Source organism: Spirosoma oryzicola, assembly GCF_021233055.1.
GTDB lineage: Bacteria > Bacteroidota > Bacteroidia > Cytophagales > Spirosomataceae > Spirosoma > Spirosoma oryzicola.
Genome location: NZ_CP089538.1, coordinates 3,667,362 through 3,683,393, shown reverse-complemented (window position 1 = coordinate 3,683,393; position 16,032 = coordinate 3,667,362). Strand labels below are relative to the sequence as shown.

The 16,032-nt window shown below is 50.8% G+C and carries 16 protein-coding genes; 8 read left to right on the top strand and 8 right to left on the bottom strand.

Annotation, left to right across the window (positions count from 1 at the left end; genetic code table 11):
* Positions 1-146 precede the first annotated feature (146 nt).
* Positions 147-1,619: a proline--tRNA ligase gene (gene proS, locus LQ777_RS15625; protein ID WP_232558863.1), complete on the top strand. Its 1,473-nt coding sequence runs from the start codon at positions 147-149 to the stop codon at positions 1,617-1,619.
* A 107-nt stretch (positions 1,620-1,726) separates the two neighbouring features.
* Here proS and LQ777_RS15620 read toward each other — a convergent pair whose 3' ends face one another.
* Together LQ777_RS15620 and LQ777_RS15615 are read right to left on the bottom strand one after the other, a co-directional pair.
* Positions 1,727-2,272 carry a hypothetical protein gene (locus LQ777_RS15620; protein WP_232558862.1) on the bottom strand — a complete coding sequence of 182 codons (546 nt, stop codon included), beginning with the start codon at positions 2,270-2,272 and terminating at the stop codon, positions 1,727-1,729.
* A gap of 44 nt (positions 2,273-2,316) precedes the next feature.
* Positions 2,317-2,685 (bottom strand): PadR family transcriptional regulator, encoded by a 369-nt coding sequence (locus LQ777_RS15615; RefSeq protein WP_232558861.1) that lies wholly within the window; start codon positions 2,683-2,685, stop codon positions 2,317-2,319.
* A gap of 167 nt (positions 2,686-2,852) precedes the next feature.
* Here LQ777_RS15615 and LQ777_RS15610 point away from each other — a divergent pair, with 167 nt between their 5' ends.
* Positions 2,853-2,990 carry a hypothetical protein gene (locus tag LQ777_RS15610; RefSeq protein ID WP_232558860.1) on the top strand — a complete coding sequence of 46 codons (138 nt, stop codon included), beginning with the start codon at positions 2,853-2,855 and terminating at the stop codon, positions 2,988-2,990.
* Entirely contained in the window at positions 2,991-3,473 is a 483-nt protein-coding gene (locus LQ777_RS15605; protein WP_255720893.1) for a thioredoxin family protein, read from the top strand.
* On the opposite strand, the gene LQ777_RS15600 is transcribed toward LQ777_RS15605, so the two are convergent.
* The gene (locus tag LQ777_RS15600) at positions 3,470-5,695 is read right to left on the bottom strand and encodes a PQQ-dependent sugar dehydrogenase (protein WP_232558858.1); all 2,226 of its coding nucleotides are present in this window, start codon (positions 5,693-5,695) and stop codon (positions 3,470-3,472) included. The two genes, LQ777_RS15605 and LQ777_RS15600, sit on opposite strands and share 4 nt — an antisense overlap.
* Before the next feature lie 149 nt (positions 5,696-5,844).
* On the opposite strand from LQ777_RS15600, the gene LQ777_RS15595 reads away from it, so the two are divergent.
* Complete coding sequence (locus LQ777_RS15595) at positions 5,845-6,297, top strand: FKBP-type peptidyl-prolyl cis-trans isomerase (RefSeq protein WP_232558857.1); 453 nt, start codon at positions 5,845-5,847, stop codon at positions 6,295-6,297.
* 88 nt (positions 6,298-6,385) lie between these two features.
* Here the strand turns inward: LQ777_RS15595 and LQ777_RS15590 are convergent, their stop codons facing one another.
* Together LQ777_RS15590 and LQ777_RS15585 are read right to left on the bottom strand one after the other, a co-directional pair.
* Positions 6,386-6,796 carry a hypothetical protein gene (locus tag LQ777_RS15590; RefSeq protein WP_232558856.1) on the bottom strand — a complete coding sequence of 137 codons (411 nt, stop codon included), beginning with the start codon at positions 6,794-6,796 and terminating at the stop codon, positions 6,386-6,388.
* The gene (locus LQ777_RS15585; RefSeq protein ID WP_232558855.1) at positions 6,777-7,682 is read right to left on the bottom strand and encodes a hypothetical protein; all 906 of its coding nucleotides are present in this window, start codon (positions 7,680-7,682) and stop codon (positions 6,777-6,779) included. The genes LQ777_RS15590 and LQ777_RS15585 overlap by 20 nt, the downstream gene beginning before the upstream one ends.
* Before the next feature lie 124 nt (positions 7,683-7,806).
* On the opposite strand from LQ777_RS15585, the gene uvsE reads away from it, so the two are divergent.
* Positions 7,807-8,700 (top strand): UV DNA damage repair endonuclease UvsE, encoded by an 894-nt coding sequence (uvsE, locus tag LQ777_RS15580; protein WP_232558854.1) that lies wholly within the window; start codon positions 7,807-7,809, stop codon positions 8,698-8,700.
* Positions 8,701-8,850: 150 nt separating this feature from the next.
* Here uvsE and LQ777_RS15575 read toward each other — a convergent pair whose 3' ends face one another.
* Positions 8,851-9,456, bottom strand: coding sequence for a T9SS C-terminal target domain-containing protein (locus tag LQ777_RS15575; RefSeq protein WP_232558853.1), 606 nt, complete (start codon positions 9,454-9,456; stop codon positions 8,851-8,853).
* 406 nt (positions 9,457-9,862) lie between these two features.
* The gene (locus LQ777_RS15570; RefSeq protein ID WP_232558852.1) at positions 9,863-10,876 is read right to left on the bottom strand and encodes a bestrophin family protein; all 1,014 of its coding nucleotides are present in this window, start codon (positions 10,874-10,876) and stop codon (positions 9,863-9,865) included.
* A 145-nt stretch (positions 10,877-11,021) separates the two neighbouring features.
* On the opposite strand from LQ777_RS15570, the gene LQ777_RS15565 reads away from it, so the two are divergent.
* Entirely contained in the window at positions 11,022-11,831 is an 810-nt protein-coding gene (locus LQ777_RS15565; protein ID WP_232558851.1) for a glucose 1-dehydrogenase, read from the top strand.
* Between the two features lie 113 nt (positions 11,832-11,944).
* The gene (locus tag LQ777_RS15560; protein WP_232558850.1) at positions 11,945-14,581 is read left to right on the top strand and encodes an MGH1-like glycoside hydrolase domain-containing protein; all 2,637 of its coding nucleotides are present in this window, start codon (positions 11,945-11,947) and stop codon (positions 14,579-14,581) included.
* Positions 14,582-14,620: 39 nt separating this feature from the next.
* Here the strand turns inward: LQ777_RS15560 and LQ777_RS15555 are convergent, their stop codons facing one another.
* Positions 14,621-15,664 (bottom strand): helix-turn-helix transcriptional regulator, encoded by a 1,044-nt coding sequence (locus LQ777_RS15555; RefSeq protein WP_232558849.1) that lies wholly within the window; start codon positions 15,662-15,664, stop codon positions 14,621-14,623.
* 120 nt (positions 15,665-15,784) lie between these two features.
* Here LQ777_RS15555 and LQ777_RS15550 point away from each other — a divergent pair, with 120 nt between their 5' ends.
* Positions 15,785-15,967 (top strand): SPFH domain-containing protein, encoded by a 183-nt coding sequence (locus tag LQ777_RS15550; protein WP_232558848.1) that lies wholly within the window; start codon positions 15,785-15,787, stop codon positions 15,965-15,967.
* Positions 15,968-16,032: the final 65 nt, after the last annotated feature.

The window sequence follows — 16,032 nt, the reverse complement described above, 5'->3', positions numbered from 1 at the left end:
ATCAAGGTTTAATCATGTTGGAAAAAAAGATGTAAAAAGTTGCGGTTCAGCCAGATAAACAAGCATATCTGTGTTTCAATACACTAGTAATCAGCGTGTTAATTTCTGGGGTCGTCATCTGGTCATCTTTTTTTCTTTAGCGTATCATGGCAAAAGCAATTCCGTCCCGTAGTGAGAACTACTCCGAGTGGTATAATGAGTTAGTCAGAAAGGCCGATCTAGCCGAAAATTCAGCCGTTCGTGGCTGTATGGTCATCAAGCCGTACGGTTTTTCGATTTGGGAAAAGATGCAGCGGGCGCTGGACGATATGTTCAAGGAAACCGGCCACTCGAATGCTTATTTCCCGTTATTTATTCCGAAATCGTACCTGAGTAAAGAAGCCTCACACGTCGAAGGATTTGCCAAAGAATGCGCCGTCGTGACGCATTACCGGCTTAAAAACGCGGAGGACGGTTCAGGAGTTACGGTCGATCCGGAAGCGAAACTCGAAGAAGAACTGATCGTTCGTCCGACTTCCGAGACGGTAATCTGGAGTACGTACAAAAACTGGATTCAATCGTACCGCGATCTGCCACTGCTGGTAAACCAATGGGCCAACGTAGTACGCTGGGAAATGCGGACGCGGATTTTTCTGCGTACCGCCGAATTCCTTTGGCAGGAGGGCCATACCGCGCACGCGACCAAGGAGGAAGCCGAAGCGGAAACGCGTCAGATGCTTGACGTGTACGCGCAGTTTGCGGAGGAGTGGATGGCGCTGCCCGTCGTTCGGGGAGCCAAAACGGCGAACGAACGTTTTGCCGGGGCCGACGATACGTTATGCATCGAAGCCATGATGCAGGACGGAAAAGCGCTTCAGGCGGGAACGTCGCACTTCCTGGGGCAGAATTTCGCGAAAGCCTTTGACGTTCAGTTCCTGAATAAGCAAAACCAGCTGGATTACGTCTGGGGAACATCGTGGGGCGTTTCGACGCGGTTGATGGGTGCGCTGATCATGGCTCACTCCGACGACGATGGTCTGGTACTACCGCCAAAACTGGCTCCTATTCAAGTCGTTATCGTACCGATCTACCGGAGCGAAGAACAACTCGAACTGCTTTCGGCCAAGCTAAAACCGTTGGTGCAGGAATTGCGGAAAGCGGGGATCTCGGTTAAATACGACGATTCGGATGCGAACAAGCCCGGCTGGAAATTTGCCGAATACGAACTACGGGGTGTTCCGGTTCGGCTGGCGATGGGTGGTCGTGATCTGGAAAACGGCACCATCGAGATGGCACGTCGCGATTTGAAAACAAAAGAAACGGTACCTTTCGAGGGCTTGACCGAACGAATTCAGGCGTTGCTTGACGACATTCAGCAGTCGATTTACAACAAAGCGTTCAAGTTCCGGGAAGAAAATACGTTTAAGGTCGATACCTTCGATCAATTCCAGGAGCAGCTCGAAAAAGGTGGTTTTCTGCTGGCTCACTGGGATGGCACGTCCGAAACCGAGGAAGCAATCAAGGAAGCTACGAAAGCTACCATTCGCTGTATTCCGTTCGATCAGGAGCCCGAAGAAGGCGTCGATGTGTATTCTGGTAAGCCCTCCAAAGGCCGCGTGGTTTTTGCCCGCGCCTACTAATATTGACTAGTATGACCAGTAAGCTAGTCCGTTACACAACACATGAACAACGGACTAGCTTACTGGTCATTTCTTCTTGGATATAACCGGGATGTATATACGCTGTTTCAGGCGTGATCGATAAAGGTCCGGGATACAGACGTCGGCTGTTGGCGGGTCGATTGCAGATACCAGCTAATGACTACGAACGTAACGCTGCTTAAACCGATCAGCCACGCAACGCCCCAAGGACTAAGGTAAGACCACGTCCGGCGGCTAATCCCATCCATCATAGCCATCAGCATCAGGCACAGGCCAATGGTCATGATAAACGCGTTGCGCAGATTGATGCGATAAGCCTGCCGAAGATCGTAGGCCCCGTACGACTTGTTGCGAAATTCAAACACGATATCATCCAGACTCGCTTGCCGGAGTTGTTCTTCAGTCATGGCCAGCTCCACTTTGTAGGCAGACTGTAAATGCTGAACCGCCTTATTGTTCGCCTGTTCCAGAACGGCTTTCAGAGCCGCATCAAACGATAAACCAATCCACATATAGTACTCCACCTCGCAGGCCAGGTGGTCGAGCAATTCGTCAATCAGAACGTTGGTAGAACCACTATGGATCAGGTGATGATGCAACGTGGCCAGTTGTTGCGGGCTGAGTTTTTCCATGGCACTGGATCGATTACTTATCGGTTGAGTTGATTTAGGCGTAATTAGTGTCCGGTGGCCAAACTGACTGGTGGATGCAGCAGGGCGCGCATGGCTTCCATGAACCGTTCAAAATCAGAGACTTTTTGTTCGGCGGCTTTGGTACCGGTTGGTGTAAGCGAATAGTATTTCCGGAGTCGCCCTTCCACCTCTTCGCTTTCTGTGATCAATAAACCTTCCTGCTCTAGTTTGTGCAATACGGGGTATAAGGCGCCAAACGACAGCGTTATTTCGCCTTTGGTTCGCTCTTTAACGGCCTGGGTAATTTCATAACCGTACATTCTGGCCCGACCCGATGGCGATTGTTCAGCCAAAAGTTTCAGGACAATTGTTTTGAGCGTGCCACGAAGAAATTCGTTGCTTGGTGCATCCATGATAATCGAAAAATAAAACTGGTCTTACAGTTGTAAATGTATACATAAGAAAACGATATATGCAAGAAGGAACTACTTAATTCATCAAGCGGCCTGTGCTGCTGGCAGACAGGCGAACGAAAGAGACGCAAGCTGATGTTGCAGAATTGCTACTAACTGGTATACCTATGACACTACCTTCTTCTGTGGTTACGCCGGAGTTGATCGCATCGGCGCTTACGTACGATCAATACGTTACCCTGTCAACCGAATTGCTGGCGCAGGGCCGTACAACCTCCGAGGCACCTTCTTACAACACTCCCTAAATTTTAGGGTATGCGAAGTTAAACCTGCACAGGATGAGCCGGTTGGATAAGCTAACCAGCCTGAATGCTACGTTAAAGACGGCGCTGGAATCGGTTTCGGAACTATGGATTTGGCTTGTTCTTACTGAGTCTTGGTGTGGCGACGCGGCCCAATCAATCCCGGTGCTGCACCAAATGGCAGAACAATCGCCCAACGTATCGATCCGGTTTTTGCTGCGCGATAAGAACCCTGAGTTGATGAACGCCTACCTGACCAACGGTGGTAAGTCGATTCCGAAACTTGTTTGTGTACGGGCTTCCGATTTGACGGAGCTGGGTTCGTGGGGACCACGTCCGGCGGCTCTTCAGACCTTGTTTCTGGAATGGCGGGACAAAATGCCATTCCCCGAATTGGCCGAACGTCTTCAGCGGTGGTACAACGAGGACCGGACGCAGTCTATCCAGCACGAGTTTCTCGAATTGATCACGGTCTGGAATCGCTAGCGAACCCTAAGCTCGATGCGGGCTGTATCGTCTTCGCCGTTGGTATACCCATTGTTGGGTGTAGAGTCCGGGTCAGCCTGGGTAGCCTGCGTTATCTGGGCTTGATTGAGCAATTGACCACTACTCGTCACGCGGGCTACAAAGGTCGCTACGGCTTGTCCTCCGGCTGTAATACTACCTATCTGGTTTGTTAGCGTCAATCCATTTGCTGTCCATCCCGTACCTGTTTCGAAGGTCATTTGCGCCGGTAATGTATGCCCAACCGTTACGGACGAAACCGGTTGACCACCCGCGTTAGAGACCAGTACCGTAAAAGAAACAAGATCACCGACGGTGGGGGCTAAGTTGCTGGCGATTAATTGCAGACTCAGGTCAGCTTTTGTCGGATCGGGCGAGGGCTGATTGGAAGTTACTGCCGGAAGCGGTCGCTGGTTCGGATTCGGCGAGACAAAGACAGCGGAACCCGCGTCGCGCGTTCGGACCACGACTCGCGCTGCGTCATCCTGCCCGTCGGCGGTACCACTGCCGGGTTCCGAATCAGGGTCGGGCGTGTTACTGGCAAGGAGTTGCGCATCGTTCTGAAAGACGCCCGACTGCAACGGTATCAGTTGGTACACTAGGTTTACCGATTGACCCTTACTCAGCGAAGCGATCGTCTTTGTCAACACGTTGTTGGTGTTAGTCAACGCTCCCCCTGCGTATATCATGCTGGGCGGCAATCGGTTTTCGAGTTGAATCTGCTCTGCCTGTGACGGGCCGTCGTTCTGAACCGTCAGGGTGAGCGTAAGCGGTTGATTGATGGTTGCTACCAGATCCGATGCTTTCAAGGACAAGCTTAAATCCGCCAGGGCAGTAGGCCGAGGTTTAAACGTTAATTTCCAGATGGCCTGTCTGCCTTCTTCGATCACGTAGAAAATGTTGCCTATCCGCTCGGCGTCGGTCGGGGCTATGAAATTATCGGCGATTTTGGTGGTCTGGGCGGTGTAATTGTCTGTTGCTGGATCGTATTGAAGTCGAATATGCAGCAAGTCTTCGCCGGGTTCTTCCGCAAACAAATAGCCGCCCCGTACTCCGCCACCGGCTGAGTAGCTCAGGGTAAACGCATCGCCCGTAAAATCCGCCAAACTATTGTCGGTGTCAAAGATTAAACCCAGCGGGGAGCGATGGGACGTGAAGGTACTGAGCGAATTGGCTTTGACCACTTGCCCTGTGTTCGGATCGCGCGCAAAATTGGCATCAGGACCTACATTGCGGATGGGTTGCGTTACGACAAGCCCGGCGGGGCGGGTAGGGAAAGTCGGGTCGTTATAAAATTTCTGCTGTTGATCGGGCGATAGCGAAGCGGGCAGCAATTTGTCCTGACTTGGATTATAGCCGGGAAACTGCTGGGGTGTCTGATTGCCGCCCATTTCCCACGGAAAACCGTAATGATGCCCTTTCCGCAGCCAGTTCATTTCCTCCGGGTCATCCCGGTCGCCGGAGTTTTCGACGCCGAATAATCGTCCCTGCGCGTCGAGTGCCAGATCGAACTCGTTGCGTACGCCCTGACAAAACACGTACCCCGACTGGTTGAGCGCGTTTACCTCATTCGGCAGATGAATCGTTGACGCTGGGTTTATGGGTAATTTGAAAATCGTTGCCGTCAACGGGACCTCGCGGGTATTGGGGTATAAGCCATCGGTATCTTCAATTTCGCCGTGATCGGTTCGGGAGCCGCTGCTGATGTACACAGAATCTTTATTGGGTGTAACGCATACGGCGCTAAAGGCATGGTCGTACAATGTTGCCGAAGACGGGTAGGGGTCGGTTTGCATGATGCGTTCCCAACGCCAGCTTCCATTCGACTGCCGGATGCCTTTGACAACCAGCCCGTACCCTTGTTGTCCGGATTGTTTGAAGTTTCCGGCCAGTATCATAACCCCATTGGCAAACGCCATGCCCTGTAAATAATTGATGCCGTGATCAAGCCACGAACCAATCGGTACGTCGTACGCCTGACCGCCGGTGGGTTGCTCAATGCGAAAAATGTCGCCGGTAAAGGCATTGTAAAACATAGTCTGAGTGGTTGCGTCGTACGCCAGCCGCACCCCTCTGACCTGCGTATTCATCAGTTTCTCAATGGTAATGTTGGGGTGGAGGGAGCGGGGAAGCTGGGCATTTATTGAACGGCTAATCAGCGTTGTACAGATAGTTGCAAACAACCAAACGTATTTGTAGTTCATCAGAAACGGGGGACGATGTTTCTGAATAGATAAGAAGCAACCCGAAAAGGTGAATGAAGATTGTCATCTTTTGAATAAATAATTGCTACAGAACCTTTCAAATAGGTTCTGTACTTTTGGCGAAGTATTCACTAAACAGTAGTGTAGTTATGGCACAAGCAAAATCCGGCGATACCGTTCAGGTGCATTACACCGGCACTCTAACCGACGGAACCGTATTCGATTCATCGCAGGGACGTACCCCGCTGGAATTTACGGTTGGTAGTGGTCAGGTCATCAAAGGCTTTGACGAAGGCGTAGCTGGGATGCAGCAAGGCGAAAAGAAAACCATCAACATTCCGGTGGAAGACGCTTATGGTCCAGCAAATGAAGAAATGATCTTTACCTTGAACCGCTCGGACATTCCGGCTGATATTCCGCTGGAAGTAGGATCGACGCTCAATATGCACGAAGATGGTAACCCCCGGCCCATCCCGGTGATTGTTCGCGATTTGACTGATACCAGCGTAACGCTCGACGCGAATCACCCGCTGGCTGGTCAGGACCTGATTTTTGAAGTTGAACTAGTCGGCGTGAAATCGCCATCTGGCTTAATTCTGTAGGTAGAATCAGACGTATGAACGGCTCCCCCGCTGATCAGGCAGAACGCCAGTCAACGGGGGAGCCGTTTACTATTAATACACCCGGATCTCAGACCGGTTCCTCATTATCCAGCGCTAACAAATCCGCTAGTTCGCGAAGTGCCGATTGAATGCCTTTGCCATTGGCGCGGGCTACATAAGCGGCCAGCGCAACGGTGATCGCGCCAATGTTGAGCGCTATTGTTACGTTGCGAATGCGTCGAAGTCCCGCTTTGGCCTCATCGGTTGCCTGGCGGATGGCTGCGGCTGTTTCGCTGACCTGGCTAAAAGCCGGGCGCACCGCCAGCGTCTGTAAATCCTGGGCACGGTTGAGCAGGCTATTCTGATACGCATTCAGATCGAGCTGTTGCTCGTAGGTAAATTCAGACCAGTGCATCACCTGAAATTCGTTCAGGGCGCGGGCTACCGTCCGGTAACCGTTTGCAATGCTGACGATTTGATCAAGGGTGAAGTCTTCCATAGACAGGGGTAAGTTGCTCCAGATCGGACTGAAGCTGTTGCAGGGTGGTTAAGTAGGCGCTAACGCTGGCAAAAAACGCTTTCGTTTTCCATTGTTGACGCTGTTGATATAGGTCATCGAAGCCCGCGCTGACTGTCCTGAGCGTTTTCACGTGTACGTGTATGGCCTGTCGCTTTTTCGCCATGTCGCCCGCTGTCAGTAACCATTGCTGAGCGAGGGTGCGTTTTTGCAAATACGTCAGCGTCGGATCCTGGATGAGAACGGTTTTGTAATGTCCGTACTGCTGCTCCCGGCTAATGTCTGTTACTTCAGCCAGTCGCTCGTACGAAAAAGCCAGTACAGCCAGCATCTTCTGAACGTCGGTATGACTGTTTTCTAGTAGATCAACCAGTTTTCGACGGCGGTAAGCACCGGTAGCCGAAGAGCCTAGTAAGTTGGCGATGCGATTAAACGAGGCCGTTTCGGCGGACGTCAGTTTGATGGCCGAATTCTGCAAAAAGCTATCAAAACTGGCCGACTTGAGCCGAACGGGAACGAATGAGCCACTTGGGTCGGAAAAAGCCGCTATCGACTGGAAATAATCAATTAGCAATTGATTGCCGTTGCGGAGCAGACTGTCTGCAACCTGGTAAGAACGTAGCGAGTCGTAGCGGACACGTTCGGTAAAATCAATTCCGATCAAAGGAATTTTTTTAAAGGGATGTCGGTCGAGCGAATCGTCCTGCACGCGTTGCTGGTAAAGAGTCGTAAAGGTTATCGGTAGGGTTTTGTGTTGCTGTAAGCTGACAACTGCCGCCTTGCTAAACGTGTTAACGGTTTTAAGAGAAACGCAACTGCTTAGCCATAGAAACGGAACTACCAGTAAGTACAGATAAAATTGTTTCATACAAATCGGCTACGCTGATGGGGTAAGTTAAAACCTTGCCCGGCGATTGGCACCATAACGAGCTAAGTTTTGAACGAACGGTCACAATAGCAAACCGCACGGGGGGTATTCTGGTTTAAGGACTATGAATTTATCACCTTCCAATGTTGGCTATGCCTGCATCAATTTGAGCCTTCAGGCCGACAAAGTGACGACCACCCGGGGAATGATCAAAAAGACATTCACCGAGCGCGGGACTGCCTATGCTTCGGAGCTGGCCCTGAAAAATGTGCAGGATTTATTGAAGGTCGTGGACTGGAATCTCGAACACGGCTTTCGCTTGTTTCGGGTTACGTCGGATCTGTTTCCATGGGCGTCCGAGTACAAGATCTCTGAACTGCCCGATTTTCCGGACATCCGGGAAACACTCGAAGAAATCGGTAGTCGGCCTATTCGTCTGACGGTGCATCCGGGTCCATTCAATCACCTTGCCGGACAGGGAAAAGTGCTCGACAACACGATCAAGGATCTGGAATACCAGTCGGAAGTGTTTGACCTGATGGGCTTGAAACCGTCGCACTGGAACAAAATCAACATCCACGCGGGTGGTACCTACGGCGACAAAGCCAGTACATTAGCCCGGTTTGCGAAGAATTTCAGCCTGTTGTCCGAAAATCTCCGCGCCCGCCTGACCGTCGAGAACGATGACCGCCCAAGTCTGTACACAGTTGTCGATCTGGTTCAGGTTTACGAACAAGTCGGAACGCCTATCGTCTTCGATTATTTTCACCACTCGCTTAATCCCGGTTTCCAAACCGAAGAAGAAGCGTTTATGACGGCCTATGCGACGTGGGATGTAAGACCAGTGTTTCATTATTCCGATTCGCGGCAGGAACGCGAAGATCCCAAAGCCCGACGCGAAGCCCACGCCGACTGGCTTTATTCGCCCGTCAATACATACGGTAAAGAGGTGGACATTGTTTTCGAATCCAAAATGAAGGAGCTGTCTATCCTTCGGCTTCGCGAATTAGGAACCTAACGTGTACGAGACAAAAAAGCCCGTGACATTGGTTTGTCACGGGCCTGGAGAATGGGTGTGCAATCGGGTTTGTCCGAAAAACCGGATTGCTTGAGATGGGAAGGATTGTCAGGGCCTTCCCGGAGGCTAGCCTACCAGTGGGGTTACCAATTAGTGTTTAATCGCAACGCGCGTCGAAAACTGCTTCTGCGTTGGGCCAACGACGAATGTGTACGCACCATCGGGAAGGGCCGACAGATCGAACCGGCGAACCGAGCCTTTGAACGAGTCGGTTTGAACCAGCATGTTCTGCGAATCGTAGATAGCCACATTGGCTTCCTCTACATTTTTCGCGGGCAGATTTACTTCGAATTTGTTTTTCTCGTAAGCCGCCACTGTTGGCTCCATCACCTGCTGTAGGTTACGTTCGTCAATGCTTAGTGCATTGCCCTTGATCGTAAGTCCCTGTGACAACCACCACGCATTGTTACCAGCCGTCAGGAAGTACTGACCGTCGGGCAGGCTGTTGAGGTTGAAGGAGGTTGCTCCTTTTTGTTTTTTTGAAATCAGGCCCCGATAGAGCAGGTTGCCGTCGGCATCGATAATAGCCACTTCAACCGGTGCTGTTGTCGGTGTATAAACGCGTACTTTCTTTTGTTCGGACTTCTCAATTTTCACCCCATTCGCTCCTGCACCATTGTCGGCTTTGGCATCTCCCATGCCTGCCAGACCCCATACTGAAAGTAGTACAGCAATTGATAAACGGAACTGTTTCATTTGGTTTGAAATTTTGTTTTACCGTGACAAAGGTGTGCGGCAAAGGCTATTTAATGCAATAGGAGTAGGCTTGATTGTCAGCGTTTTAGGAAAAGTTCATGTAAAAAGACAATCGAATATAGGTATTGTGGGCTGTTTATTGAAAAAATACAACAAGTCCCTATAAATGACGTATAATTTGCATTTTTCTAATAATTTTAAATTTTAGGACAATCTGATTTTTTGAGAAAAATTTACACCCTTAAAATACAATTCTAGTAAAATGACCCATCGGACAGCCGAGGGAGTCAGATAAGTTTTCGGATAAAAAAAGCCGGCGGATGAAACCAATTGTTGGTTTCATCCGCCGGAATAAAAGGTAAAACGGCCTACCTCGATAAGCAGCGACTTTTGTCGTTCGCCCGTGTTACATAAGAATGTTATCGATTGCCTGCACTCGTTTGGGTAGCTCCGTTTCGCCCAGCATATCACGCAAGTCAATTTCAATATTGCGGCAAATGGCCGTCATCGGTATATCGTTGATGCTATTTTCGAACGGGTTTTCGCTGGTATCACCGACAATTTCCATCGTATTGAATATCCAGGCTATAACCGTAAAAAAAGGAACGGTCAGCCAGATGTGCCAGCCACTCACTTTTGCCATCTCGGTAAGCAACCCGTACGGGAGAACGGCAATAAACAACCAAGTGAAAATAAAGCTGAAATAAGCGTACTGACGGGGGAAGGGAAACGATTTGATCCGTTCGCAAGCGCCCTGCTGGTTGTAAAACTCAACGAGCATCCGTTCCAGATCGACGTGATAGTATTCCGAAAGTTGGTTGTCTTCACGCAGTCGCCGTAGGTCGGCGGATTGCTGCCGGAGCAAATAAGTAGCCGGGTTCGGGTGTTTGATCAGCGCTTCAACCTCGGTGTCTGACAGAAAACGGCTCAGTTCCTTATCTAAACTACATTGCCGGAAAGACTCAATCCGTTCGATAATGTCGTGGGCGGGGTTATGATGCAACTCCCAAACGGGTTTTTGCCGAAGCTGCACCCGCAGGGCCGTTATATAAGCCAAATGCCGGTAAATGAGTTTTTCTCGCGTAGTCTTTAGCTCAGCTTTTTCCAGCAAATCGTTTGGTTGGGCCGAAGATATGTAGTCGAGCACCATAATGCCCCACGACCGGCTGGCGTTGGTAATACTCCCCCAAATTCGCCGGGCTTCCCATAACCGATCATACGATGAGTTGTTTTTAAAGCCAACGTAAAAAGCGACGGCGGTGCCAATAGTAGCCACCGGAACGAATGGAATCGCCAGAAAAGTCCAGCCCGCCAGGGAATACAACAGACAGATAATCGTGGAATAACCTAAGAAAAGCAGGACGGCTCGCCAGGTGAACGGAAAAACAATGTGGAAAGGGACGCGTTTGGTTGTGTACATGGGTAGTTAAAATGAGGAGGGATACAATTCGTTAGCGAAACGTCTCTAAAATAGGGAATAATCGCTAACAAAGATGTAAGCCGCCGTACGCATGATCCGTAAGCCAGCTTTTTAATTGTACTGACTATATTAATTTATGTTCTTCATGGATAATGTTCTTAAAGGGCAAATCGCCATTATTACCGGGTCCAGTAGTGGAATTGGTGCGGGTGTCGCTAAAGCACTGGCTAAGGCCGGTGCTACGGTTATCGTCAACCACTCGTCAGCAAAAAGTAAGGATGAAGCCGAGGCTGTGCTGAAAGAAATTACGGATGCTGGTGGAGCCGGTACTGTTATCCAATGTGATGTCAGTAAGGAAGAAGAAGTTACCCAACTGTTTGCTGATGTCGTCGCTCAGTACGGAACCGTTGATATTCTGGTCAATAACGCGGGGCTACAACGCGACGCGAAATTCGACGAAATGACGCTGGAGCAGTGGAATACGGTCATCAGTGTTAACCTGACGGGTCAGTTCTTGTGCGCGCGCGCAGCCATCCGTGAGTTTCTACGTCGGGGACCACGCCCGGAGGTTTCCCTCGCCACCGGAAAGATTATTTGCATGAGTTCAGTACACGAAGTGATTCCCTGGGCCGGACACATTAATTATGCCGCTTCGAAAGGGGCCATTAAAATGCTGATGCAGTCGCTGGCGCAGGAGTACGGTGATCGTCAGATCCGCGTCAACAGCATTTGCCCTGGTGCTATTCAGACACCGATCAACCGTGCAGCCTGGGAAACACCACAGGCGCTGAACAGCCTTATGTCATTGATTCCGTACAACCGTATCGGTCAACCGCAGGATGTTGGTAACCTCGCTGTGTTTCTGGCCTCCGATTTGTCGGATTATATTACGGGTGCCAGTATCTTTATTGATGGTGGCATGACCGTAATCGAACCGTTCGCGACAGGAGGCTGAGAATAAGTGCGACGCAGGATGCATGAGGGAAGCATGATTTCCGATGCATGCTGCTTCCCTCATGCATCCTGCGTCAACAGTCAGGCATCATTAGACCATTACTACCGTAGCAATTGACCACCGAACAACAACGCTTACAAGACCCCGCCTGGCGGCAGTGGGGCCCCTACGTATCTGACCGCCAGTGGGGAACTGTCCGCGAAGATTATAGTGCGAACGGCGATGCGTGGAATTACACAACCCACGACATGGCGCGTAGCTACACTTACCGCTGGGGCGAAGACGGTATCGGGGGATTCTGCGATGATAAACAACAGCTTTGCCTGGCCCTGGCACTCTGGAACGGCAGCGACCCGATTATCAAGGAACGCTATTTTGGCCTGACCAACGGCGAGGGCAATCATGGCGAAGATGTGAAGGAGTTGTACTATTATCTCGACAATACGCCCTCGCATTCCTACCAGCGGATGCTGTACAAATATCCGCAGGCTGCCTACCCGTATACGCAGCTAATCGCTGAAAACCGGCGTCGGACGCGGCAGGATCCCGAATTTGAGTTGCTTGATACCGGACTGTTCGATGAAGATCGCTACTTCGATGTGTTCATTGAGTACGCGAAAGCCGGACCGCAGGATATACTAATGACGATTACGGTAGTCAACCGAGGGCCCGAAACGGCTCAATTGCACGTATTCCCCACGCTTTGGTTTCGAAATACGTGGGTCTGGGGGGACGACTCCGATGGGGTGCCAAGCCAACAGCCGCAGTTAAGTCTTCAATCGGATGGAACCGTGTTGGCCCAGCAGGTGCAGCTAGGTCGGTATGTATGCCACGCGGAAGGCCAGCCGGACTGGCTGTTCTGCGAGAACGAATCTAACCTGGTCCGGCTGTACAACACGCACAACGGAGCCCGCTATCCGAAAGACGGCATTAACGATCATGTTGTGTACGGCGCGGATACCGTCAATCCGGAAAAAACGGGTACTAAAGCAGCCGCGCATTACGTAATTACGGTGGAGGCCGGAGGCTCAACAACCATTCGGCTCCGGCTGGAATCGACCGGCTTGAGCGATCCCTTCGCGGATTTCGATGCGATAAGCGCACAATGCAAGGCCGAAGCCGATGCGTTTTACGCCAGCATTCACCCCGCTCAGGCAACGGACGACGAAAAGCTGGTACAACGTCAGGCGTTTGCCGGTATGCTCTGGAGCAAGCAGTATTACTATTACGACGTGTCGCGCTGGCTATCTGGCGATCCCAACAGTCCGCCACCACCACCGGAGCGAGCCAAAGGCCGGAACCACACCTGGTTGCAACTGATCAATGCGGGTGTTATTTCGATGCCCGACAAATGGGAGTATCCGTGGTACGCGGCCTGGGATTGGGCGTTTCATTGCGTTACGTTTGCCGTTATTGATCCGGGTTTTGCCAAGCAGCAACTCATGTTGTTGACCAACGAGTGGTTTATGCACCCGAACGGGCAGCTACCCGCCTACGAATGGTCGTTTAGCGACGTGAATCCACCGGTTCATGCCTGGGCGTCGTGGCGTATTTACCGCATGGAGCTGGAGCGTAAACCGCCGGGCGAAGAAGACATTCGGTTTTTACGGGGCATTTTTCATAAGCTGTTGCTCAACTTTACGTGGTGGGTAAACCGAAAAGACGAATCGGGAAATAATATCTTCGAGGGAGGCTTTTTGGGCCTTGATAACATTGGCGTGTTTGACCGCAATGCCATACTGCCCGATGGTAGCCATCTTGAACAGGCCGACGGTACGAGCTGGATGGCGATGTACGCGCTTAATATGATGCGAATTGCGCTCGAACTGGCGCAGCACGACCCCGTCTATGATGAACTGGCTACGAAATTCTTCGACCATTTTCTATACATAGCCGGAGCTATGACCAGCATCGGCGAGAACAGTCAGGGTCTTTGGGACGAACAGGACGGCTTCTTTTACGATCAGCTTCGAATGTCTGACGGTAACGTAAAGCGGCTGCGCGTTCGAACGATGGTTGGGTTGATTCCCATGTTTGCGGTTGAAATTTTAAGCGACGAACTACTACAACAACGTCCCGGCTTTCGGAAGCGGATGGAGTGGTTTCAAAGCCATCGACCCGATCTGTACAGTCAGGTTTCACGCTATACCGAAGCTGGAAAAGAAGAAAAACGGCTGCTGAGTTTGTTGAGGGGATTTCGACTGAAATCGCTACTCAGCAAGATCCTCGACGAAACGGAATTCCTGAGTCCGCACGGCGTTCGGGCGGTGTCGAAAGTATATCGCGATCAGCCGTACGAGTTTACGCTTGACGACACGACCTTCCGGTTAGCGTACACGCCCGCCGAGAGCGACAGCGCCATGTTCGGTGGAAACAGCAACTGGCGCGGACCAGTCTGGATGCCCTTGAACTACCTTATGATTGAGTCCATCGAACGTTTCTATGACTACTTCGGCGACGATTTCACCGTCGAGTACCCGATTGGTTCAGGAAAGCAGATTACGCTAAAAGCGGTGGCCTGCGAACTGACTTGCCGACTTATCTCTTTATTCACCCTGAACGAATCGGGACAACGGGTTACCTTCGGACAGCATCCGAAGTATCAGGACCCGCACTTCCGGGACTACGTTCTCTTCTATGAATATTTCGACGGCGATAATGGGCGGGGAGTGGGCGCTAGCCATCAAACCGGCTGGACGGGGTTAGTCGCTGAACTGATCGACCGAAAATACGACAGTTTACAGGGTTGACGGTCGCCCTGCGAACAGTACGATACGATGCAAAAGGCATCACTGTTCTCCGGCTAATGGTGTCTCGTTTACCGGTTCGTAAGCGTTTAGTCCAGCATGCAAACGGCGCTGAATAATTCGGCGGAGTCGTTCGGGGCCGAGCACTTGCACGCCTTCGCCAAATCCCAGAATTTCCTTTTCCAGCTCAAAGTTGTGCTGCACCTTGAGCTGGATGACAATCCCATCGGCCATTCGCTCAACAATCTGCTGAGAGTGATGAAGCGGCTTTGTTTCGACGTAAGGTGCATGTATTCGCGTAACAAAGAGTTTTACGACGATCGCCCGCATATTTTCACTGACCGATACGCCGATCACATCCTGGTAGTACAGTTCCGGGTCAATGTGTTGATTGGGTGTGTAATCCGTATCAGGTGCCCCATCAACGGTCAGCATCCGGTCCAGCGCCAGATGCATAAGGTTCTTTTTCCCGTCGCGCATACCCACCGCAAACCAGCGGTTCTTAAATTCTTTTAGCCACCAGACGTGAAACACGAATGTATTCGGTAACCGGGCTGAGAAGGATTGGTATTGTATGCGAACGGCCTGCTTCTGAACGACGGCTTGGTATAAGTCATCCAGAAAATGAAGTCCTTTCAGGGAATCGTTTTTCTCGAAATCAATCACCGGGATCGATTTCTGCGCTGTCGAGTACACGTAATCTTCCAGCTTCTGCACGACTTCGTTGAGGGCTGTGAAATGAGAAAACCCTTTGAATTGCTTCAAGACTTCAACCGCTTCGTTCATGCGCGATAGATCACCGTCCGACAGCGGAATGTTGGTAATGCTGTATGCTGGGTCCGCGTAGGTATAATACTTTTTGTCAATGACAACGATGGGCGCGAAATAGCCTAGTTTATCGCTCCGCATGAGTTGCAGATCTGCCTGAACGGTACGTCGGCTAATGCCTTTGTCAAGCCCTTCGTATTCGTAAAGTGCTTCCGATACCGTTTCGATCAGGTCGTCGAGCGTCCATTTTCGCTGGCGGTTGCGCAGACAAGCATCTAACGTTTTATAGCGAACAAGCGCATTGCGATTGGCAGGCATCGGGTTAATCAATTTTCAGAAAAATGGAAAAATTTTCTGAACTGCGCAAAAACACTGCGCAGTAGCCCTTAACCTTTGGCCTGTAAAAAAACGTCGGCTAACCACACCATAGGTCGCGAAATGACTGCATCAACCCGGAGTTTACTGAACACTGCCAAACTAATGGAAGACAATGAGATGCTTTGGAAGTTAAAAGAAATGGAATACGTGGAGAAAATCGCGGACAAGATCAATTCAATTTCGGTGTCCAACGGTGGCTCGATGGTTGATCAATTAAAACAGCTGTTCGTTCGGTCCCGCTAATCCTAACGCGGACATCCTGTCCGCTCAGTTAATTACTTTACAGCGGACAGGATGTCCGCATAATT

Excerpts from the sequence above, each read along its gene's own strand:
- proS (WP_232558863.1), top strand. The coding sequence starts at position 147 with ATGGCAAAAGCAATTCCGTCCCGTAGTGAGAACTACTCCGAGTGGTAT.
- LQ777_RS15620 (WP_232558862.1), bottom strand. The coding sequence starts at position 2,272 with ATGGAAAAACTCAGCCCGCAACAACTGGCCACGTTGCATCATCACCTG.
- LQ777_RS15615 (WP_232558861.1), bottom strand. The coding sequence starts at position 2,685 with ATGGATGCACCAAGCAACGAATTTCTTCGTGGCACGCTCAAAACAATT.
- LQ777_RS15610 (WP_232558860.1), top strand. The coding sequence starts at position 2,853 with ATGACACTACCTTCTTCTGTGGTTACGCCGGAGTTGATCGCATCGGCG.
- LQ777_RS15600 (WP_232558858.1), bottom strand. The coding sequence starts at position 5,695 with ATGAACTACAAATACGTTTGGTTGTTTGCAACTATCTGTACAACGCTG.
- LQ777_RS15595 (WP_232558857.1), top strand. The coding sequence starts at position 5,845 with ATGGCACAAGCAAAATCCGGCGATACCGTTCAGGTGCATTACACCGGC.
- LQ777_RS15590 (WP_232558856.1), bottom strand. The coding sequence starts at position 6,796 with ATGGAAGACTTCACCCTTGATCAAATCGTCAGCATTGCAAACGGTTAC.
- LQ777_RS15585 (WP_232558855.1), bottom strand. The coding sequence starts at position 7,682 with ATGAAACAATTTTATCTGTACTTACTGGTAGTTCCGTTTCTATGGCTA.
- uvsE (WP_232558854.1), top strand. The coding sequence starts at position 7,807 with ATGAATTTATCACCTTCCAATGTTGGCTATGCCTGCATCAATTTGAGC.
- LQ777_RS15575 (WP_232558853.1), bottom strand. The coding sequence starts at position 9,456 with ATGAAACAGTTCCGTTTATCAATTGCTGTACTACTTTCAGTATGGGGT.
- LQ777_RS15570 (WP_232558852.1), bottom strand. The coding sequence starts at position 10,876 with ATGTACACAACCAAACGCGTCCCTTTCCACATTGTTTTTCCGTTCACC.
- LQ777_RS15565 (WP_232558851.1), top strand. The coding sequence starts at position 11,022 with ATGGATAATGTTCTTAAAGGGCAAATCGCCATTATTACCGGGTCCAGT.
- LQ777_RS15555 (WP_232558849.1), bottom strand. The coding sequence starts at position 15,664 with ATGCCTGCCAATCGCAATGCGCTTGTTCGCTATAAAACGTTAGATGCT.
- LQ777_RS15550 (WP_232558848.1), top strand. The coding sequence starts at position 15,785 with ATGACTGCATCAACCCGGAGTTTACTGAACACTGCCAAACTAATGGAA.